Annotated in this window: 17 protein-coding genes; 8 read left to right on the top strand and 9 right to left on the bottom strand. The window is 72.3% G+C overall.

Annotated elements, in window-relative coordinates; translation table 11 throughout:
- Positions 1 to 210: 210 nt before the first annotated feature.
- Complete coding sequence (locus AB0E85_RS07355) at positions 211 to 939, top strand: class I SAM-dependent methyltransferase (protein WP_361923562.1); 729 nt, start codon at positions 211 to 213, stop codon at positions 937 to 939.
- Between the two features lie 305 nt (positions 940 to 1,244).
- On the opposite strand, the gene AB0E85_RS07350 is transcribed toward AB0E85_RS07355, so the two are convergent.
- Genes AB0E85_RS07350 through AB0E85_RS07335 form a run of 4 tightly spaced genes read right to left on the bottom strand, consistent with a single transcriptional unit; the run spans position 1,245 to position 6,071 of the window.
- Positions 1,245 to 2,426: a hypothetical protein gene (locus AB0E85_RS07350; RefSeq protein WP_361923559.1), complete on the bottom strand. Its 1,182-nt coding sequence runs from the start codon at positions 2,424 to 2,426 to the stop codon at positions 1,245 to 1,247.
- A 47-nt stretch (positions 2,427 to 2,473) separates the two neighbouring features.
- A complete protein-coding gene (locus AB0E85_RS07345; protein ID WP_107455781.1) occupies positions 2,474 to 3,412 on the bottom strand; it encodes an N-acetylneuraminate synthase family protein in 939 nt (312 codons plus the stop codon).
- A gap of 11 nt (positions 3,413 to 3,423) precedes the next feature.
- Positions 3,424 to 4,689: an N-acylneuraminate cytidylyltransferase gene (locus tag AB0E85_RS07340; protein ID WP_361923556.1), complete on the bottom strand. Its 1,266-nt coding sequence runs from the start codon at positions 4,687 to 4,689 to the stop codon at positions 3,424 to 3,426.
- Between the two features lie 35 nt (positions 4,690 to 4,724).
- A complete protein-coding gene (locus AB0E85_RS07335; RefSeq protein ID WP_361923553.1) occupies positions 4,725 to 6,071 on the bottom strand; it encodes a DUF6716 putative glycosyltransferase in 1,347 nt (448 codons plus the stop codon).
- A gap of 198 nt (positions 6,072 to 6,269) precedes the next feature.
- Between AB0E85_RS07335 and AB0E85_RS07330 the strand changes: the two genes are divergently transcribed.
- The 4 genes from AB0E85_RS07330 to AB0E85_RS07315 all read left to right on the top strand — a co-directional run bounded on the left by AB0E85_RS07330 (position 6,270) and on the right by AB0E85_RS07315 (position 10,903).
- A complete protein-coding gene (locus tag AB0E85_RS07330) occupies positions 6,270 to 7,256 on the top strand; it encodes a glycosyltransferase family 2 protein (protein WP_361923550.1) in 987 nt (328 codons plus the stop codon).
- Positions 7,256 to 8,587 carry an alpha-2,8-polysialyltransferase family protein gene (locus AB0E85_RS07325; protein ID WP_361923547.1) on the top strand — a complete coding sequence of 444 codons (1,332 nt, stop codon included), beginning with the start codon at positions 7,256 to 7,258 and terminating at the stop codon, positions 8,585 to 8,587. Before AB0E85_RS07330 ends, AB0E85_RS07325 begins: the two co-directional genes overlap by 1 nt.
- A 224-nt stretch (positions 8,588 to 8,811) precedes the next feature.
- Entirely contained in the window at positions 8,812 to 9,918 is a 1,107-nt protein-coding gene (locus AB0E85_RS07320) for an acyltransferase (protein ID WP_361923710.1), read from the top strand.
- Positions 9,919 to 9,982: 64 nt separating this feature from the next.
- A complete protein-coding gene (locus AB0E85_RS07315; RefSeq protein WP_361923544.1) occupies positions 9,983 to 10,903 on the top strand; it encodes a class I SAM-dependent methyltransferase in 921 nt (306 codons plus the stop codon).
- 14 nt (positions 10,904 to 10,917) lie between these two features.
- Here AB0E85_RS07315 and AB0E85_RS07310 read toward each other — a convergent pair whose 3' ends face one another.
- A complete protein-coding gene (locus AB0E85_RS07310; RefSeq protein ID WP_361923541.1) occupies positions 10,918 to 11,568 on the bottom strand; it encodes a TetR/AcrR family transcriptional regulator in 651 nt (216 codons plus the stop codon).
- Between the two features lie 75 nt (positions 11,569 to 11,643).
- On the opposite strand from AB0E85_RS07310, the gene AB0E85_RS07305 reads away from it, so the two are divergent.
- Positions 11,644 to 13,056 carry an FAD-dependent oxidoreductase gene (locus tag AB0E85_RS07305; RefSeq protein WP_361923538.1) on the top strand — a complete coding sequence of 471 codons (1,413 nt, stop codon included), beginning with the start codon at positions 11,644 to 11,646 and terminating at the stop codon, positions 13,054 to 13,056.
- A gap of 10 nt (positions 13,057 to 13,066) precedes the next feature.
- On the opposite strand, the gene leuE is transcribed toward AB0E85_RS07305, so the two are convergent.
- Both leuE and AB0E85_RS07295 read right to left on the bottom strand, forming a co-directional pair.
- Positions 13,067 to 13,714, bottom strand: coding sequence for a leucine efflux protein LeuE (leuE, locus tag AB0E85_RS07300; protein ID WP_361923535.1), 648 nt, complete (start codon positions 13,712 to 13,714; stop codon positions 13,067 to 13,069).
- Positions 13,715 to 13,762: 48 nt separating this feature from the next.
- On the bottom strand, positions 13,763 to 15,343 hold the full coding sequence (locus tag AB0E85_RS07295; protein ID WP_361923532.1) for a methylmalonyl-CoA mutase family protein: 1,581 nt from the start codon (positions 15,341 to 15,343) through the stop codon (positions 13,763 to 13,765).
- A 139-nt stretch (positions 15,344 to 15,482) separates the two neighbouring features.
- On the opposite strand from AB0E85_RS07295, the gene AB0E85_RS07290 reads away from it, so the two are divergent.
- Positions 15,483 to 16,331 (top strand): L,D-transpeptidase family protein, encoded by an 849-nt coding sequence (locus AB0E85_RS07290; RefSeq protein ID WP_361923529.1) that lies wholly within the window; start codon positions 15,483 to 15,485, stop codon positions 16,329 to 16,331.
- 227 nt (positions 16,332 to 16,558) lie between these two features.
- Here the strand turns inward: AB0E85_RS07290 and AB0E85_RS07285 are convergent, their stop codons facing one another.
- Complete coding sequence (locus AB0E85_RS07285; protein ID WP_361923526.1) at positions 16,559 to 17,575, bottom strand: hypothetical protein; 1,017 nt, start codon at positions 17,573 to 17,575, stop codon at positions 16,559 to 16,561.
- On the bottom strand, positions 17,575 to 18,249 hold the full coding sequence (locus AB0E85_RS07280; protein ID WP_361923708.1) for an RNA polymerase sigma factor: 675 nt from the start codon (positions 18,247 to 18,249) through the stop codon (positions 17,575 to 17,577). Before AB0E85_RS07280 ends, AB0E85_RS07285 begins: the two co-directional genes overlap by 1 nt.
- 555 nt (positions 18,250 to 18,804) lie before the next feature.
- Here AB0E85_RS07280 and AB0E85_RS07275 point away from each other — a divergent pair.
- Positions 18,805 to 19,149: an FtsX-like permease family protein gene (locus AB0E85_RS07275; protein ID WP_361923523.1), complete on the top strand. Its 345-nt coding sequence runs from the start codon at positions 18,805 to 18,807 to the stop codon at positions 19,147 to 19,149.
- Positions 19,150 to 19,170 lie beyond the last annotated feature (21 nt).

Here is a 19,170-nt window from a genome sequence, read left to right as displayed (position 1 = left end):
ATGACCGCCGGACGCATAGCTATCAAGTGAGATGGGTATGCTCGCCTGCCTTTTGGGCCGGGACGGGCCATCCATCTCCCGGAGTGTGACTTCGACCACACCAGCGTCACGACTCCGGTATCCATCCATCCTCTCCACGGATACCACGCTCTGCGCGGCGAACACGGGCTCGTTCATCTGCCGGACGAGCGCCCCGCTAGTCTGCGCCCCGTGCGCGCCCCCGATTTCTTACAGTCCACTCAGGCCTCGTACGACGCCATCGCCGAGGCCTACACCGCCGAGCACTCCGACAGCCTGGCCGGAAGACCGCTGGAGCGGGCCCTGCTGACGACCTTCGTGGAGCTGGCGCGGGCGGCCGGCACGGCCGGGCCACCGGTCGCGGACGTCGGCAGCGGCCCGGGGTACGTGACGGCGCGGCTGCACGAGGCCGGGCTGCCGGTGTTCGGGGTCGACGCCTCCCCCCGCATGGTGGCCCTGGCCCGCCGGGCCCACCCGGAGCTGCGCTTCCACGTGGGCTCGATGACGGCGCTGGACCTGCCGGCGGAGACGCTGGGCGGCATCGTCGCGCTCTACTCGATCATTCATGTGCCGGACGATCACCTGCCGTCCGTCTTCGCCGGGTTCCGCCGGGTCCTGCTGCCGGGCGCCCCCGTGCTGCTCGGCTTCCAGTCCGGGGACGAGGACGGGCACCAGCGCCTGACCGAGCGCTACGGGCAGGAGATCTCGCTCGACTACTACTGGCGCACTCCGGACACGGTCGCCGCGCACCTCGAAGCGGCTGGCCTGGAGATGTACGCCCGGGTGCTGCGCGCGCCCCAGGACCAGGAGTCGATGCCGCGCGCGTTCCTGCTGGCGCGCCGGCCGGTGCCGTCGGGCGCGGCTGTCACGGACCAGGCGCCCGCAGCTCCGGTGCAGGTCACCGACGCAGATTCCGGCTGACCGCCACGCGACGCGGCGCGACGCAGGCGAGCCGGCTCCGCATCCGCGGCCACACGTGCCGGGCGGGACGGCGACCGGGGGAATCCGCGTGACGCGACCGGCCCCGGCCGCGGCGACGGCGCGGCACCGGCGCGGCACCGGCGCGGGCAAGGCCGGGAACGCGGGCAGGTCCCGGTCCCGTCGGATCCGCTCGGCCCCCCGGACGGCCATGACCCGGGGCGTTCACCGGGCCCGCACGGCGCCCGAGCCCGGCGTGCGGGCACCGGCTGCCCGCCGGCCGCTGTGACCGATCCGCCGGGCTCGCCTCAGCCCGCGGCCACCGCGCCGGCGGCCCCGGGCGGCGCGGCCGGGCCGGTCAGACCTGCCGGGCCCGGTGGGGCTGTGAAGCCGGCCGTGCCCGCCGATTGCGTGGGGTCGGCCGGCTTCGGTGTGGCCGTCGGGGACAGCCGGTGGACGTCCCGGGCCGTGCCCGTGACTCCGGACAGGAAGCCCTGGGCGCGCGGGGAGGCGTTCTCGGTCAGCCAGGCCGGGTCGATGTCGCAGACCGCCACGCGGACCTCCGTGCCGGACAGGGCGAGGGGCAGGGTGTGGACGACCGTGGAGGGGAAACTGAGGATCGTGCGGCCGATCGGGCCGCGGCGGGCGATCAGCTCAAGGGGCAGCTCGGGCCGGACGATCTCCAGGCCCGTCTCGACGGCGAGGCGGTGGAGCTTGTCGGTGCCCTCGCGGCGGTGGGCGAAGTAGCGCGTGGCACCGTGGGCCTGCGCCAGGACGCGGACGGCCTCCAGGTAGCGGCCGTCGTCCACCACACCGGTCTCCACCAGGGACGTGCCCACCATGTCGGCGCCCTTGGTGATGCGGGGCGGGCCGAAGCGGGCCCGGGTCCAGGCGAAGGTGTTGGCGCCGACCGTGACGCCCGCGGGGGTCTCCTCCATCGGCATGGAGGAGAAGATCTCGATGCGGCGGCCGGCGGAGGGGGTCAGGCGGCGGCGGGCCGAGGCCGACACGGGTGCGAAGATCACGTCGCGGGGGCCGGGGCGGCCGCCCTTGCGGTGCCAGCGCACCAGCCGTTCGCCCCGGGCCAGCTGCCCGACGAACTCCATGGTCGCCGTGCCGTCGTCGACGACGACCAGGTCACGGGCATGGGTGATCGTCAGCAGCAGCTGGACGTAGCGGGAGAAGGGGTCCCCCAGGACGACCCGGCGTGCCCTGCGGAGCAGGCCGGTCAGGCCGCCGATGGTCTGGAAGGGCGCCAGGGGTCCGCCGCGCGCTTCCTCCCAGCGGACCTGGTGCCCCTCGTCGCGGGCCAGGTCGGACATCCGCCGCAGCTGGCCGCGGGTCATCGGGTCGAGGGGCGACAGCACCACGAGGGTGAGCCCCACGCCGGGCGCGTGCGCGTGCGCCCACTCCAGCACGTTCAGCAGCTGTACCGGACTCTCGACGAAGGCGAGGGTGTGGGGGCCGGCGTTCCCGGCGCGGGGGCTCATCGACGTACGACCGTCCCGTCGTAAGGGGGGTTGTGGGGGTGGTGCGTTCAGACGCCGACCGGCTCGCCCGCGGCCGTGGCGATCTCCGCCTCGGCGACCACGCCGGTGACGCGGCGCAGCTTCTTCATCGGGCCCAGCTCGGACTCGTAGACCTTCTTGACGCCGTCGCCGAGGGAGGCCTCGATGGTGCGGATGTCGCGGACGAGGCGGGTCAGGCCCTGCGGCTCCACGGAGGCGGCCTGGTCCGAGCCCCACATGGCGCGGTCGAGGGTGATGTGGCGCTCGACGAAGGTGGCGCCCAGGGCGACCGCGGCGAGGGTGGTCTGGAGGCCGGTCTCGTGGCCGGAGTAGCCGATCGGGACGTTCGGGAACTCCTGCTGGAGGGTGTTGATGACCCGCAGGTTGAGCTCCTCGGCCTTCGCCGGGTAGGTCGACGTGGCGTGGCACATCAGGATGTTGTCGGAGCCGAGGACCTCGACCGCGTGACGGATCTGCTTCGGCGTCGACATGCCGGTGGAGAGGATCACCGCGCGGCCGGTGGAGCGCAGGGCCTGGAGCAGCTCGTCGTCCGTGAGGGAGGCGGAGGCGACCTTGTGGGCGGGGACGTCGAACTTCTCCAGGAAGGCGACGGCCTCGGTGTCCCACGGGGAGGCGAACCAGTCGATGTTCTTGGACTTGCAGTAGTCGTCGATGGCGCGGTACTCGTCCTCGCCGAACTCCACGCGGTGGCGGTAGTCGATGTAGGTCATCCGGCCCCAGGGCGTGTCGCGCTCGATGTCCCACTGGTCGCGCGGGGTGCAGATCTCCGGGGTGCGCTTCTGGAACTTGACGGCGTCGCAGCCGGCCTCGGCGGCGGCGTCGATGAGCTTGAAGGCGTTCTCCAGCTCGCCGTTGTGGTTGATGCCGATCTCGCCGCAGACGTAGACCGGGCGGCCGGGGCCGACCTCGCGCGAACCGAACCGGCGGATACGGGAGTTGGTGCTCATGGCAGATGTCCTTACTTGGTGAGGGAATCGAGAGAGGGGCCGAGGATCCAGCTGGCGATCTCTCGGATCGCGCCGTCGCCACCGGGGACGGTGGTGACCGCGCGTGCGGCGCCGCGCACGACGTCGTGGGCGCTCGCGACCGCCACGGGCCAGCCCACGAGGGCGAAGCACGGGAGGTCATTGACGTCGTTGCCGACGTAGAGCACGCGCTCCGGCGCGATGCCCTGCTCCTCGCACCACTGCTTCAGCGCGAGGTCCTTGCGGTCGATGCCGTGCAGGACCGGGAGCTTGAGCTTCCGGGCCCGGGCGGCGACCACAGGGTTCTGTTCCGTGGACAGGATCAGCATCTTCAGGCCGCTCCTGCGGAGGGCCGCGATACCGAGTCCGTCCCCGCGGTGCACGGAGACGAACTCCCGTCCGTCGGAGTCGACGAGCACCCGGTCGTCGGTCTGGGTGCCGTCGAAGTCGAGGACGACCGCGTCGATGTCGTCGGCGGTCGGGAGCGCGCCGGGCCGGTCCGCGTCGAAGAGCGGGGCGAGGGCCCGGGCGCGGGCGAGGTCGTGCGGGTCGTCGATCTCCAGCACGCGCGCCGGGTCCGTGCGGACCAGTTCGGTGCGGCCGAAGAAGCGGTGCTGGTGCTTGCGGAAGCCGGTCGCCTCCATGGCGTAGGCGGCGCCGGTCTCCAGCAGGTCCTGCGGGCGGTCCTGGCGGCGGGGCCGGAAGGACTTGTCGTGGTTGACGCCGTAGCCGCCGCCGACGGCCGCGTCGGCCTCGGAGACGCTGCCCGCGGCCACCTCGTCGTCGGCGTCGCGCCAGACGAACCCGTGGAAGGGCGCGACGGTGACGGCGGTGTCGGCGCCGTTCTCGACGATCGCGCCGGCGACCCCGTCGACGTCCTCGCGGACGAGGAACGGGCTGGTGCACTGCACGAGCAGGACCACGTCCACGACCGCACCGTGCAGGGCCTCGTGGGCGTCCATGGCGTGCAGTACGGCGGCCTCGGAGGTGGCGGTGTCGCCGGCGATGGCGGCGGGCCGCAGCACGACCTCGGCGCCGGCCTCCCGGGCGGCGGCCGCGATGGCCTGGTCGTCGGTGGAGACCACGACGTCGGTCACCAGCCGGGCCGTGCGGCACTCGCGCACCGTCCGCGCCACCAGCGGGACGCCGCCGACGGGGAGGAGGTTCTTCGCGGGCACGCCCTTGGAGCCGCCGCGTGCGGGGATCACCGCGAGCACGCGGCGCACGGAGGCACCTCGGCCCGTTTCCGGTCGGGACATGGGGTCTACTCCTTGGGCAGGGGTGTCGGGGCGGCTCACAGCTCGCCCATCCGCCGGATGACGGGCGCCACGCGCTGCACGCCGTGCCGGTAGGCGCCGCGTGCCGCCCGGCGCACGATCTGCCGGACCGGTCCGGGGTCCTTGTCGGCGGCGGGCGCGCCGGGCAGCGGGGCGCCGTCCGGGCCGAGGTGGTGGCGGGCGAGGATCCCGGGCAGATAGCCGGGCGCGGTGACGGGGGTGTAGTACGGGTCCAGCGGGGGCAGGCCGCCGGGCCGGTCGAGCAGCTCGGCGATGCGCCCCCGGGCCGCGTCGAAGGCCGAGGCGTAGGAACCGTCCGCCGCGACGCCCTGCCGGGAGACCCACTCCTCGTCGGGCACGGGCCGGTGCCCGGCGTCGAGCTGGTCCCAGGAGGCGAGGCAGCCGGAGCCCACGAAGTGGTGGTTGCCGAGGGACTCGCGGATGCCGAGGTCGGTCAGGACGACCGTGGGGATCCGTCGGTGCAGCGACTCCAGGGCGGCCGTCGAGCTGACCGTCACCAGCAGGTCGGTCCGGTCCAGAACCTCGCCCATGTTGCCGTACACCAGGCGGAAGTTGGCGGGCGGATCGAGGCGCTGCACCAGCTTCTGGTACGGCAACTCCTCGATGTGGGTGGTGTGTTCGCCGGGCTTGGAGCGCAGCTTCAGCAGCACCTCGCGCTCGGGGTGCCGGCGGGCGTGCTGCACCAGCCGGTTCAGCAGGTACGTACGGTCCCTGCGGCTCTCCGGGACGGAGGGCTGGGCGGCGAAGACGACCGTGCAGGGGTCGTGTTCACCTTCGTACGACGCGCCGCCGAGGAAGGGCAGGGCCACCTCGGTCACCGCCGAGGCGTCCGCGCCGACCCCTTCGTACACGGCCCGGAAGCGGTCCGCGTCCTGGCGGGAGTTGGCGAGGACGAGGTCCGCGCCGTGCCGCAGCAGCAGGCCGTCGGCGAGCTTCTCGTAGACGACGCCGACGTAGCCGGTGACGACGACGGGCCGCGCGGTGCGGTCCTGCCAGGCGTGCTTCAGCCCGTGCAGCATTGCCTGCACACCGCCGCCCACGAGGGAGAGGACCAGGAGGTCGTAGGACTCCTCGGCCATGGCGCGCAGGAACTCGACGGCGGTGACCTCCCGCAGTGAGTCGGCGCGCACGCCCACTTCCTGAAGCTGGCGCGGGGTGGGCGTCGCCCGGCCCCGCAGCAGGAATCCGTCGAGTCGGGGGCGGACTTGCGCGCCCTTGCGCGGTGCGGTTTCCATGGACGGTCCCGGTGCGATGCGGTCCGCGGTCAGCGCACCCCATTTCCATCGGGTGTCGGAGTCCGCAAGGACCGCGATTCGCGGGCGCTTCGGTGTACTTACTGGCACGTCGAAGACGCTAGGAAGCGAATCCTAGGTATGGCGGAACCGCGACTCAACGAAAAGTTAACAACAGCCCACCGAGAGCCGAACTGGCCTGCTGGAAGGCGGGAAGTACACGGGGTGCACCGTTCTGACACATGGAGTTCACCCGGTGTACCTTCATCGGAAAGTTCCACTGCCGGGCGGCCTCCTAACGTTTTGCGGGTGCCTAAGCTTTCCGTGATCGTGCCGTTCTACAACGTGCAGCAATATGCCCCGGACACCCTCAGAAGCCTTCGGTTGAACGCCGACCGCGATTTCGAGTTCATCCTGGTCGACGACCATTCGAAGGACGAAACTCCGGCCATTCTCGAACGAGCCGCCGAGGACCTTTCGGATGTCGCCCAGGTGCGGTACATCCGGCATGAGCGAAACGGTGGGCTCGCCACCGCCCGCAACACCGGCCTGGACGCGGCGCAGGGCGAGTACCTGACGTTCCTGGACGGCGACGACTGGCTGGCCCCCGGCTACTTCGCCGAACTGGTGTCCGCGATGGACGACTTGGGGTGCGACTTCGTGCGCACGGACCATGTGCAGGCCACCGCCCGGGCCCGTTCCGTGAGCAGGGTGCCGATCGGCCGGCGCTGGGAGGTGTTCAGCCCGCGCGAGGCGATCCTGCCCGCCCACCGCTCGACCTCGGTGGACTACGCCTACGCCTGGGCCGGCGCCTACCACCGCCGGCTCGTCGACAAGGGCCTGCTCCACTTCACCGACGGGCTGCGCACGGCCGAGGACCGGCCGTGGATCTGGAAGCTGCACCGCGAGTCGGAGTCGTTCGCCGTGGTGAGCCTGCTGGGCGTGTTCTACCGGCGCGGGGTCGCCTCGTCCCTGACGCAGATCGGCGACGTCCGCCAGCTCGACTTCATCCGCGCCTTCGACCAGGTGATCGAGGAGACGGCCGCGGACCGCGACGCCGACCGGCTGCTGCCGAAGGCGGTACGCACCTACTGCGCGATCATCGCCCACCACCTCTCCAACGAGGAGAGGTTCGAACCGGCCGTGGCCAGGCAGCTGCGGTCGATGAGCGCGGCGGCCATCAAGCGCATGCCGCAGGACGCGCTCGCCGACGCACTGGAGGCCATGGACATGGACCGCTCGTCCAAGCTGCGGCGGCTGCGGCGCCGGGTCACCCCGACGGGAGCGGCCGCCTGATGCCCGGGACCACTCAGATCTTCTGCGCCTCGACGCTCTACGGCGTCGCCACCCTGGCCGCCGCGATCGACTCCGGCCTCTTCGAGGAGCCGGACCGCCGGGTGCTGCTGGTGTTCAACAACTCCACGACCCCGGAGACCACTCCGGCCCTCGACGAGATGCCGGGCTTCGCGCCGCTGCGCGAGCACTTCGACGAGGTGCTGTCCTGGAACGAGGCCATCCGCCCCTTCCACCCCGGGGCCTGGGCGCCGCGCGCCGACGACGTCCCGCTCTTCGAGCGCCACCTGCGGCTGCTGTGGGGCCTCGGTGACGACCGGGTCAGCCTGGTGCTGGAGTCGATCCAGGTGGCGCCCGCGCTGACGCTGGCCCAGCTGTTCACCGACGCGCCCATCGACGTCTACGCCGACGGACTGATGAGCTACGGCCCCACGCGCAACAAGCTCGACCCGCTGGTCGGCACACGCGTGCGGCGGCTGCTGCACCTGGATCTGGTGCCGGGGCTCACGCCGGTGCTGCTCACCGAGTTCGGCGTGCCGGCGCACCTGGTGCCGACGCCGGCGTTCCTGAAGGTGCTCGGCGAGGTCACCGAGACGGTGCCCGAACTGCCGGACGTGCCCGGCGACTCGGCGCTGCTGCTCGGCCAGTACCTGTCCGCGCTGAACATCCTCTCTCCCGAGGAGGAAGAGGACCTGCACGTGCGGATGATGCGGGGCGCGGTCGCCCGCGGCCACCGCACGGTCGTCTTCAAGCCCCACCCGACCGCACCGGCCCGCTACAGCCGTGCCCTGGAGACCGAGGCCGAGAAGCTCGGCGTGGACCTCACGGTCCTGGACACGCCCGTGCTCGCCGAGGTGCTGTTCGACCGGGCCCGGCCCGCGCTGGTCGTCGGCTGTTTCTCGACCGCGCTGTTCACCGCCTCCGTGTTCTACGACCTGCCGGCCGCGCGCATCGGCACCGAACTGCTGCTGGAACGGCTGACGCCGTACCAGAACAGCAACCGGGTTCCGGCCACCCTGGCGGACGCGCTGCTGCCCGACCTGGAGAGCGGCGAGGACGGCGACCTCCTGCCGGCCGAGCGGCTGTCCGGCCTCCTGACGGCCCTCGGGTTCACCATGCAGCCGCAGATCTACCCGGATCTGCGCCCGCAGGCCGAGCAGTTCCTCGCCCGGCACCTCGGGCCGCGCACCCGGCGCTACTTCAAGAAGCGCCGCCTGACCGCGCTCGGGCTGCCCGGCGGCATCCCGCAGCGGCTGGCGTTCCTGCCGCGCAACTCCACGGCACGCCGGGTGGTCCGCAGGGCCCGGGCGCTGCGCAAGGCGGTACGCCGCTGAAGCCGGTCCCGCCCGGCGCCCCGCCCCCGGGCGACATCCAGATGAACCCATGGAGACCGGCGGGCGAAGCCTGTCGCCGTCGAACGCGTTTGCGTCAACTCTCGTCCTAGGGTGACAGGCGCCCGCCCACAGGCGGCCCAGACGAAGGACATACGAGCCACACAGAGGTTTCCAGCGTGACCGAGACGGTCGTCAGCACCCGCAAGCCCCAGCCCGGTGTCGCCGTGCTGGTCGATCCACCGGGCGCCACGACCGTCCCACGGCGCAGAAGGGATTCCGGCGGCCGGCTGCGTGCCCTCGACGGACTGCGGCTGGTGGCCGCGCTGATGGTGGCGCTGTACCACTACGGCGGACGCGGCGGTGAGGTCGCCGAGGCCTGGGGCACCTCGCCCAGGGACCAGTTCCCCACCCTGCACTCGCTGTTCGCCTACGGCTGCCTCGGCGTCCAGGTCTTCTTCGTGATCAGCGGGTTCGTGATCTGCATGAGCGGCTGGGGCCGTCCCCTGAAGTCGTTCTTCGCCTCCCGCGCCTCCCGGCTGCTGCCGGCCTACTGGGTGGCGGTGCTCCTCGTCACGGCGGTGTTCGCGCTGCCGGTGGTGGCCTACCGGGCCGTCTCGCCCAGCGACGCCCTGGTCAACCTGACCATGCTTCAGATGCCGCTGGGCGTGGACCGGGTGCTCGGGGTGTGCTGGACCCTGTGGGCGGAGGTCCGCTTCTACGCCCTGTTCGCCCTGTGCGTCGTGCTGCCCGGAGCGAACCGCCGCCGGGTGGTCATGTTCTGCGCGGGCTGGACGCTGGCGGCGGTGATCGCCGAGAACGCGAACATTCCGCTGCTCGACATCGTCCTGATGCCCGAGTACGCGCCCTTCTTCATCGGCGGTGTCGGCCTCTACCTCGTGCACCGCGACCGGCGGGACGTCTACGGCTGGGCCATCGTCGCCGTCAGCTGGCTGATCGGCCAGCACTACGCGGTGCAGGGGCTGTGGCACGCGCCCGACCCGGAGGCCTTCTCCTACCGCTCCTCGTTCGGGATCGTCGCCGTCGTGACGTTCGGCTTCGTGGCGGTCGCCGCCATCGCGCTGGGCCTGCTGGGCCGCGTGAACTGGCGGTGGCTGACGGTCGCGGGCGCGCTGACGTACCCCTTCTACCTGGTCCACGAGCACCTCGGCTGGGTCGTGATCCACGCCCTGCACCGCGGCCTGGGGCTGACCTCAGGGGTGACCTTCGCGCTGACGGTGGCGTCAATGCTGCTGCTGGCGTGGTTGCTGCACAAGTATGTGGAGAAGCCGCTGACGCCCCGGCTGCGGGCGGCCCTGACGAAGACCCGCTGACCCTGTTCACGGGACGTTCAACCGGCCGTCGATCGGGGCAATGCTCGAAGAGAAGGCTCGCCTCATGACCCAAGCACAAGCGACCGACACGCACCCCGGCGAACTCGCCGACGTCCCGGGCTGGTTCCCGCCGCTGGACCAGACGCTGTTCACCTGGTTCCTCGAACAGCAGAAGAAGGCCGGCATAAAGGGCGACCTGCTGGAGCTCGGCGTCTACATGGGAAAGAGCGCGATCCTCCTCGGCCACCACCTCCAGGACGGCGAACAGTTCACCGTCTGCGACCTCTTCGAGGGCGACGCCCCGGACGAGGCCAACAAGGCGGAGTCCTCGAAGTCGTACGCCTCGCTCACCCAGCAGGCGTTCGAGCGGAACTACCTCTCCTTCCACGACACGCTGCCGACGGTGATCACCGGCCCCAGCTCCCTGGTGGACGAGAAGGTGGCCCCGGACACCTGCCGCTTCATCCACATCGACGCCTCGCACCTGTACGAGCACGTGTACGGCGATATCGGCGCGGCCCACGACATCCTGCTGCCCGAGGGCGTCGTGGTCCTGGACGACTTCCGGTCCGAGCACACCCCGGGTGTCGCGGTCGCCGCCTGGGAGGCCGTCCTCAACCGAGGTCTGCGCCCGATCTGTCTCAGCACGCAGAAGCTGTACGCCACCTGGGGCGATCCGGAGCCGCTCCAGGAGGAACTGCTCCAGATGCTGCGGCAGCGCTCGGACGTCGGGCTGAGCCTCCAGGAGGCGGCCGGGCACCGGCTGATCCGGACCCGCTCGCGGGGCATGAAGCCGCCGCCCTTCCCGCCCTCACGGCACTACGTGGAGCCCGTGGCCGCGCCGGCCCCCGCTCCCCGGGTCGCCGAGTCGGCCGCGGCGCGCCCGGCCCGGCCGGCCCCCTCCCGGGCCCGCCGGCTCGCCAAGGACCTGCTGCCGCCCGTGATCACCCGGGCGGTGCGCCGGGCCCGCGCGAAACGGTCCTGACGCGCCGGACCGCTTCATGACACCCCGTAGCGCGCCCCGATCCCCTCGATCACGAGGGCGAGTCCCTCCTCGAAGTGCCGGTCGTAGTCCTCGAAGATCTCCGCGCCCGCCTGGGCCGACAAGGGAAAGTCGGCCATCAGGCGGGCGCGTTCGTCCATGTCGTAGCCCTCGCGGCGCTCGCCCGGCAGCGGCTGGACACCCTGTTCCTCGGTGACGAAGCCCAGCGTGTACAGGTAGGCCGTGGTGAGCGCGCGGGCCGCCTGAGCGAGGGTGAACCCGGCGGCCGTGAACAGGCGCAGGTTGTCCTCCATCTGCCCCGCGTGCTCGACGCCGGTGAAGCGTGAGCCGCTGAACACCTTCGCACCGTCCCGGTAGCCGAGCAGCGCCGCCCGCAGCCCCCGGTTGGTCCTCAGCAGCCGCTCCCGCCAGGTGTCGGCGGGGTCGAGGACGGTACCGGCGATCATCCGGCGGAACATCTCCGTCGCCATCTCGTCGAGCAGCGCCTGCTTGTCCTTGAAGTGCCAGTAGAGGGCGGGCGCCTTCACGTCCAGCTCCCGGGCGATGGCACGCAGGGTCAGGCCGTCCAGGCCCGTCTCGTTCAGCAGCCGCAGCGCGGTGTCCGCGACCCGGCGGCGGTCCAGGGGCTCGCGTCGTTCCGTACTCACGCTTGACAACTTAACACCGTTAAGGCGACCCTCGTGAAAATGAGCTACTTAACAGCGTTAAGGAGAGGGTTGCCGATGAGGACGACCAGGGACACGGACGTGCTGGTGGTGGGCGCGGGCCCGACGGGCCTGGCACTCGGGATCGACCTCGCCCGGCGGGGCGTGGCCGTGCTGGTCGTCGAGCGGGCGGGGGCGTTGTTCCCCGGCTCGCGCGGTAAGGGGATCCAGCCGCGCACGATGGAGGTCTTCGACGACCTGGGCGTGCTGGACGCGATCCGGGCGGCGGGCGGCACCTACCCGGTGGGGATGATCTGGGAGGACGGCCGGCGGGCGGGCGAGCACCGGATGTTCGACACGGCCGAGCCGACCGAGGACGCGCCGTACAACGAACCGTGGATGGTGCCGCAGTGGCGCACGCAGCGGATCCTGCGGGCGCGGCTGGCGGAGCTGGGCGGCGAGGTGGCCTTCGGCATGGAGCTCGTCGGGCTGACGCAGGACGAGGGCGGGGTGCGCGCGCAGTTCGCCTCGGGCGACGCCGTCACCGCCCGGTACGCCGTGGCGGCGGACGGCGGCCGCTCGACCGTGCGCGGGCTGCTCGGCATCGGCATGACGGGCGAGACCGTCGACCCGAACCCGACGCTGGTGGCGGACGTCCGGATCAGCGGCCTCGACCGGGACAACTGGCACGTCTTCCCACCCGGTGAGGGGGAGGGCTTCCTCGCGATCTGCCCGCTGCCGGGCACCGAGGACTTCCAGTTGGTGGCGCAGTTCCCGGACGGGACGGCACCGGACCTCTCCCTGGAGGGCATCCGGAAGGTCGTCGGCACCCGCTCGCACCTCGCGCCGGAGTGCGTCACGGAGCTGCGCTGGGCCTCGGACTTCCGCCCCCGGGCGGCCCTCGCCGACCGATTCCGCTCCGGGCGGGTCTTCCTCGCCGGCGATGCGGCGCACGTGCATTCCCCAGCGGGCGGTCAGGGCCTCAACACCAGCGTCCAGGACGCCTACAACCTGGGCTGGAAGCTGGGCGCGGTGCTGCGCGACGGCGCCGACGCGGCCCTGCTCGACTCCTACGAGGAGGAGCGGCGGCCCGTGGCCGCCGACATGCTCGGACTGTCCACGCGTGTGCACCGCGGCGAGACCCGGCGCGGCGGAGCCACCCGCCAACTCGGGCTCGGCTACCGGAAGTCGCCGCTCACCCGCGAGACCCGGACGGACCCGGGCCCGCTGCGGGCGGGCGACCGCGCACCCGACGGGACGGTGGCCGGCGTCCGGCTCTTCGACGCGTTCCGCGGCCCGCACTGGACGCTGCTGGCCCTGGGCGGCGCGCCGGCACCGGATCCCGGCGGGCGGATCCGGGTCGTGCGGGGCCCGGCACCCGGCCCGTACGGGCCCGGCCTGTACCTCGTCCGCCCCGACGGCTATGTCGGCTGGGCAGCGGACACGGCGGCAGGACTCCCGGACTACCTGGCCCGCTTCGGCCGGTGCTAGCCAGCCTGCCCTACGGACCCGCCAGCGTCAGCTTCACGGCGAAGCCCAGGAACAGGGCACCCGCCGCCGAGGTCGCCCCCGCCGACAGGCGCCTGCGGCGGCGGAAGGCGGCGGCCAGCCTGGTGCCGCCGAATATCAGCGCGCTGAGGTAGAGCACGCTGGCGAGCTGCGCGAGGACGCCGAGGACGACGAAGGACAGGGCGGGATAGGCGTACGCCGGATCCACGAACTGCACGAAGAAGGCGACGAAGAACAGGATCGCCTTGGGATTGAACAGGCTGACGACGAAGGCGCGGCGGAAGGGCCGCTCCTCGGCCGGCGCGGGCGCCTCGCCACCGGAGGTCCGCTCCCCGCGCTCCCGCCACATGCCCCACGCGGCCCGCAGCATGCCGACGGCCAGCCAGGTCAGGTATCCGGCCCCCGCGTACTTGACGACGGCGAACAGCACGGCGTTCGCCTGGAGCAGCGAGGCGACGCCGGCCGCGGACAGGGTCATCAGCACCGTGTCCCCGCACCAGACCCCGGCGGCGCCCCGGTACCCGGCGCGCACGCCACGGCGGGCGGCCACGGACAGCACGTACAGCGAGTTGGGACCGGGCAGCAGGACGATCAGGACGAGGCCCGCCAGATAGGTGGGCAGATCAACGACGCCGAACATGCGCATGAGTGTCGCACGCGGGTCCGACATCCCCGCCCCGGCAGGCGGTCAGAAGGCGTCCGACGGGACGTACGCCCCCCATACCTCGCGCAGGGCGTTGCAGACCTCGCCGACCGTGGCGCGGGCGCGCAGGGCCTCCTTCATGGGGTACAGGACGTTGTCGTCGCCCTCGGCGGCCTTCTTCAGCGCCGCCAGGGCCGCGTCCACGGCCGGCTGGTCGCGCTGTGCCCGCAGCTCGGCCAGGCGTTCGGCCTGACGGGCCTCGATGGCGGGGTCGACACGCAGCGGCTCGTAGGGCTCCTCCTCGTCGAGCTGGAAGCGGTTGACGCCGACGACGACCCGCTCCCCGGAGTCGGTTTCCTGGGCGATGCGGTAGGCGTTGCGTTCGATCTCGTCCTTCTGGAAGCCGTGCTCGATGGCGTCGACGGCGCCGCCGAGTTCCTCGACCCTGTCCATCAGCGCCACGGCCGCGGCTTCGAGGTCGTCGGTCATCCTCTCGATGACGTAGGACCCGGCGAAGGGGTCGACGGTCGCGGTCACGTCGGTTTCGTGGGCGAGGACCTGCTGGGTGCGCAGGGCCAGGCGGGCCGACTTGTCGGTGGGCAGGGCGATCGCCTCGTCGAAGGAGTTGGTGTGCAGCGACTGCGTGCCGCCCAGCACCGCGGCCAGGCCCTGCACGGCGACCCGGACCAGGTTCACCTCGGGCTGCTGGGCCGTCAGCTGCACCCCGGCCGTCTGGGTGTGGAACCGCAGCATCAGCGACTTCGGATTCCGCGCCCCGAACTCCTCGCGCATCACCCGCGCCCAGATCCGCCGCGCGGCACGGAACTTCGCGACCTCCTCCAGGATCGTGGTCCGTGCCACGAAGAAGAACGACAGTCGCGGGGCGAAGTCGTCCACGTCCATGCCTGCGGCCACGGCGGTGCGCACGTACTCGATGCCGTCGGCCAGGGTGAAGGCGATCTCCTGCGCGGGCGAGGCACCCGCCTCGGCCATGTGATAGCCGGAGATCGAAATGGTGTTCCACTTCGGGATCTCGGCCCGGCAGTACCGGAAGATGTCCGCGATCAGCCGCAGCGACGGCTTCGGCGGGAAGATGTAGGTCCCCCGGGCGATGTACTCCTTCAGCACGTCGTTCTGGATCGTGCCCGTCAGCCGGTCCGCGCCGACCCCCTGCTCTTCCGCGACCAGCTGGTACAGGAGCAGCAGCAGGGCCGCCGGGGCGTTGATCGTCATCGACGTCGACACCTGGTCCAGCGGAATCCCGCCGAACAGCACCCGCATGTCCTCGATCGAGTCGATGGCCACGCCCACCCTGCCGACCTCGCCGTGCGCGATCGGGGCGTCGGAGTCATGGCCCATCTGGGTGGGCAGGTCGAAGGCGACCGACAGACCCGTCGTCCCGTGCGCGATCAGCTGCCGGTAGCGGGCGTTGGACTCCGCGGCCGTACCGAACCCCGCGTACTGGCGCATCGTCCACGGACGGCCCGTGTACATCGACGGGTACACACCGCGGGTGTACGGGAACTCCCCCGGCTCCCCCAGCTTCTCGGCCGGATCCCAGCCCTGGAGGGCCTGCGGCCCGTAGACCGGCTCGATGGGCAGTCCGGACTCCGACTCACGCACCATGGTGGGTTGCCTCCCGCTGAGAGTGACCTCGCTCACCACCATGCCCCCTGGTTCGCGGCCGGTCACGCCCGGGGAACATCTCAGGTGACATCCGGGCACACCGGTGAGACGAGCGGGGGGCCGTGTGCGTACCACGGGCATGGGGAGAGCGTTCGTAGCGGGACTCGTCGTGGTGGCCGCGCTGACCGGCTGCACGGTGCAGACCCCCGCCGGCGAGGGGAAGCGCCGCTCGCCGGTGCACATCGAGCTGCCCAGCGGCACCCCGCCCCCGGGCCGCTCCCCCGCCGGTGACGGCGGCGGGCCGGACCCCACGCCGCGGCCGGACGACGACAAGCCCCGTACCGCACCCGCCCCGCCCCGCGTGCTGTGGTCCCGCGGCGACACCGGCCGGGGCGTCCGGGAGCTCCAGGCCCGGCTGCGGCAGGTCGCCTGGCTGTTCGCCGGGCCGACGGGCACCTACGACGAGCCGACGGAACGGGCGGTGAGCGGCTTCCAGGGCAAGCGCGGGCTGCCGCGCACCGGGAAGACCGACACCGTGACCTGGCAGCGGCTGCTGCGCATGACGCGCGAGCCGGGCCGGTGGGACCTGTATCTGATGGGCGGCCAGCGGGCCGACCCGCCGGACGCGCGCTGCCGGACCGGCCGGGTGCTCTGCATCGACAAGACCAGCAGGACGCTGCGCTGGATGGTCGACGGACGGACCGTGTCGACGATGGCGGTCCGCTTCGGTTCGCGGGGCACGCCGACCCGGGAGGGCGTCTTCTCCGTCTACTGGAAGTCCCGCGATCACGTCTCGACGCTCTACGACTCGCCCATGCCCTACGCGATGTTCTTCAGCGGCGGCCAGGCCGTGCACTTCTCGGCGGACTTCGCCGCCCGGGGCTACGCGGGCGCCTCGCACGGCTGCGTCAACGTGCGGGACGAGACGGCGATCGCGCAGTTGTACGCGCAGGTCCGCAACGGGGACAAGGTCGTCGTGTCCTGGTGACGGCGGGGAGAGGAAGTTGGGGCGCGGGCGGGACCGGGGGAACGTGTCCCGCCCGCGCTCAGGTGCACGAGCCGTAGGTACGGGGGGAACCCCGGCTCTGTGCGACGGCCGATGACCAGTCGGCTCACTCATTACTGCGCCGGGGCGGCCGAAAACGTCACACCCTCGGCCGGAGATTTTTCAGGGAGCGCGAAACCGCAGGTCACCGCGGTGCGAGAGCGCTTCCGTCAGTCCTTCTTCCCCGAGCGCCGATCGGACTTCCGGTCGGACTTCCGGTCGCTCTTCCCGTCCTGCTTCCGGTCCGACGTCCGGTCCTGCTTCCGGTCCCGGTCGTGGTTCCGGTCGTGGTCCTGGTTGTGGTCGCGGCCGCGGTCCGCGCCCTTGCCGTGGTGCCGGCCCTGGTCCGCGCGGTCGTCGTGCCGTCGCTCCCCGGAGCGGGGGCCGGCCTCGGACAGCACGCCCTTGCAGTACTTCCACACCCGGAGGCCGTCCGCCGCGTCCCGCAGGGCGCGCCTGCGGTCGTGGTCGAGCCGCTTGCCGTCGCGGAGGTCGCGGCAGGCTGAGGTGATCTCCTCGTGGTGGCCGCCGGAGCGGCCTTCCCGCTCGTCCGGCTTCGCGGCCGCGCCGTCGCGCCGCTCGTCCCGGTCCCCGGTACCGGACCCGCCCGCCGCCGAGCCGCCCGGGGCGTCGCCGGGGGTGGAGCCGCCCTGCACGGCGTCGCTCGGCGAGGGCGAGACCAGCGGGCGTTCCGGGTGCGTGGCGGCGGCCGAGACGGAGGCGCCGGGGTCGGGCTCGTCGCCGCCGAACGGTGCTCTCAGGGCTCCGGTTCCGGCCGCCAGGGCTACCCCGCCGGCCATGCCGACGGCCAGCACGGCGGCCAGGGCGAAGCGCGCGGGACGAGCCCAGCGGGGCCGGCGGGCGGTCCCGCCGCCGCTGCCGCCGGGGGTACCGATACGGACCAGCCCGGCGTCGGTGATCCCGGCAGCCTGCTGTCCGCCGGTGGCCGCACGGGCCGCGGTCGCGTCGGCGCGCTCCGCGCGGGCCTTGCGGAAGGCGGCCACCGCGGCGGCCTCGCCGGGGAGTTCATCGCTGGTCAGCGGGGGTGTGGCGGACAGTGCGCCGAGGGTCCTGGCGAGGTGTTCGGCCTGGTCCCGGCCGGCGCCTTCGACAGCTCCGGGTGGCTCTCCGCTCAGCAAACGCTCCGCCGTTTCGCGGTCCAGCCACCTGTACTGCTCGTCGGCCATCACACATCCTTCTGCGTCCGCGCAACGCTACGCGTCACACCTGCGGACGTCACGGCACCGCCGCGCGGTTCTCGCTGGGGCGGCAGGGCGTCGAGCACCCCGGCCGATTCCGGATCGGCCTGCGGGTCGTCGCCGAGCAGTTCGGCGAGCCGCTTCAGACCCCGGTGCGCCGCCGTGCGGACCGCGCCCGGACGCTTGCCGAGCGTCTCGGCGGCGGTCTTCGCGTCCAGCCCCACCACCACGCGCAGGACGACCGCCTCGGCCTGGTCCTGCGGCAGCCGGGAGATCAGGGAGAACGCGCCGTCGGTGGCGAGCGCCTCGATGGCCTCGCCGGCGGTGTCCGACTCGGCGGCCCGGCCGGTCAGCTCCGTCTCGTCACCGCCGATCGCGGGCCGGCGCCCGCGCATGCGTATGTGGTCCAGGGCACGGTTGCGGGCGATCCGGGCGGCCCAGCCGCGGAACCGGTCCGCGTCGCCGGTGAACCGCTCCAGATCGCGGGCTATCTGGAGCCACGCCTCGGACGTCACGTCCTCGGCGTCGGGGTCGCCGACGAGCGTCCGTACGTACCCGAGCAGCCGCGGGTGAACGGTGCGGTACACAGTCCGGAACGCGTCTTCGTCTCCGTGCTGTGCCGCTCGCACCGCGGCGGTCAGCTCCGCGTCGTCCCCCAGCACCGCGCGCCCTTCTGCGCCTCGACCGGCGCCGCTCTCGCGGACCGGGTTCTCGCCGTTGTGGTTGCTCAATTGGTGGTTGCGGATACAAGCCCGCAGGTGGTTGCGGTGGTCTTGCCGCCTCCGCGTTGGCGCGAATGGCACGTTACGACCTGAAACCACTCCCCGTCCATGGCCGTCCGAGATGCAACCGAGCCGTGACGCGGCGGGGTGTGACAGAAAACGCACACCGGGCGCTGTAGGGAGTACGGGCCGCCGCGCGGCCCGTGCCGCGCGACGGCCGGGGCCTCTCCTGTGGGGGGTGGCGGCCTCGGCCGTCTCCGCGGTTTAGGGCTCTTACTGGGGATTTGCCTGGATTGTCCCCGCGGAGCATGCCTCCGTCCCGCGCGAAGACGAGACCCTGGTCACCCCAGAGCGAGCCGAGCTTCGCCTTCCAGAGAAACGAAGTCCGGCGTCTCCGCCGACGAGTACGCCCGGGAGGTCGCCGCGGTCGTACAGCCGCTGGGAGGCGACGCCACGACCGGCTCCGATTCCGGGCCGGACGGCGTCATCCTCATCATGGCCGCGATGGCGGTGCTGCTCACCCTCATGCTGATCACCGTGGCTGGTCTCTCAGTACTCAACTCCGTGGTCCTCGACACCCGGGAACGCATCCGCGACCTGGGCGTCTGCAAGGCGATCGGCATGTCGCCGCGGCAGACCATGAGCCTCGTGCTCGTCTCGGTGACCGCGATCGGCGTGATCGGCGGGCTGATCGGCGTGCCGGCGGGGTACGCGCTGCACAGCCTCGGACTGCGGCGGTGGGCCGACCACGAGATCCTCGATCCCGGCCTCAGCGGCGACGCACTGGAGTTCGTCGGTCCTCCCCGGGCCGTCGGCGCACCGACGACCAGCGGCACCTGACTGGTTCGAAGACTGGCCGCT

It is taken from the genome of Streptomyces sp. NPDC029044 (genome assembly GCF_040637495.1).
GTDB lineage: Bacteria > Actinomycetota > Actinomycetes > Streptomycetales > Streptomycetaceae > Streptomyces.
Note: the sequence above shows the minus strand (reverse complement) of the source record. Positions and strands in the feature narration are given on the sequence as shown.

Bases quoted from the DNA above. Each gene is read 5' to 3' on its own strand.
- AB0E85_RS07350 (WP_361923559.1), bottom strand. From the start codon at position 2,426: ATGAGCCCCCGCGCCGGGAACGCCGGCCCCCACACCCTCGCCTTCGTC.
- AB0E85_RS07345 (WP_107455781.1), bottom strand. From the start codon at position 3,412: ATGAGCACCAACTCCCGTATCCGCCGGTTCGGTTCGCGCGAGGTCGGC.
- AB0E85_RS07340 (WP_361923556.1), bottom strand. From the start codon at position 4,689: ATGTCCCGACCGGAAACGGGCCGAGGTGCCTCCGTGCGCCGCGTGCTC.
- AB0E85_RS07325 (WP_361923547.1), top strand. From the start codon at position 7,256: ATGCCCGGGACCACTCAGATCTTCTGCGCCTCGACGCTCTACGGCGTC.
- AB0E85_RS07315 (WP_361923544.1), top strand. From the start codon at position 9,983: ATGACCCAAGCACAAGCGACCGACACGCACCCCGGCGAACTCGCCGAC.
- AB0E85_RS07305 (WP_361923538.1), top strand. From the start codon at position 11,644: ATGAGGACGACCAGGGACACGGACGTGCTGGTGGTGGGCGCGGGCCCG.
- leuE (WP_361923535.1), bottom strand. From the start codon at position 13,714: ATGTTCGGCGTCGTTGATCTGCCCACCTATCTGGCGGGCCTCGTCCTG.
- AB0E85_RS07295 (WP_361923532.1), bottom strand. From the start codon at position 15,343: ATGGTGCGTGAGTCGGAGTCCGGACTGCCCATCGAGCCGGTCTACGGG.
- AB0E85_RS07290 (WP_361923529.1), top strand. From the start codon at position 15,483: ATGGGGAGAGCGTTCGTAGCGGGACTCGTCGTGGTGGCCGCGCTGACC.
- AB0E85_RS07285 (WP_361923526.1), bottom strand. From the start codon at position 17,575: ATGGCCGACGAGCAGTACAGGTGGCTGGACCGCGAAACGGCGGAGCGT.
- AB0E85_RS07275 (WP_361923523.1), top strand. From the start codon at position 18,805: ATGGCCGCGATGGCGGTGCTGCTCACCCTCATGCTGATCACCGTGGCT.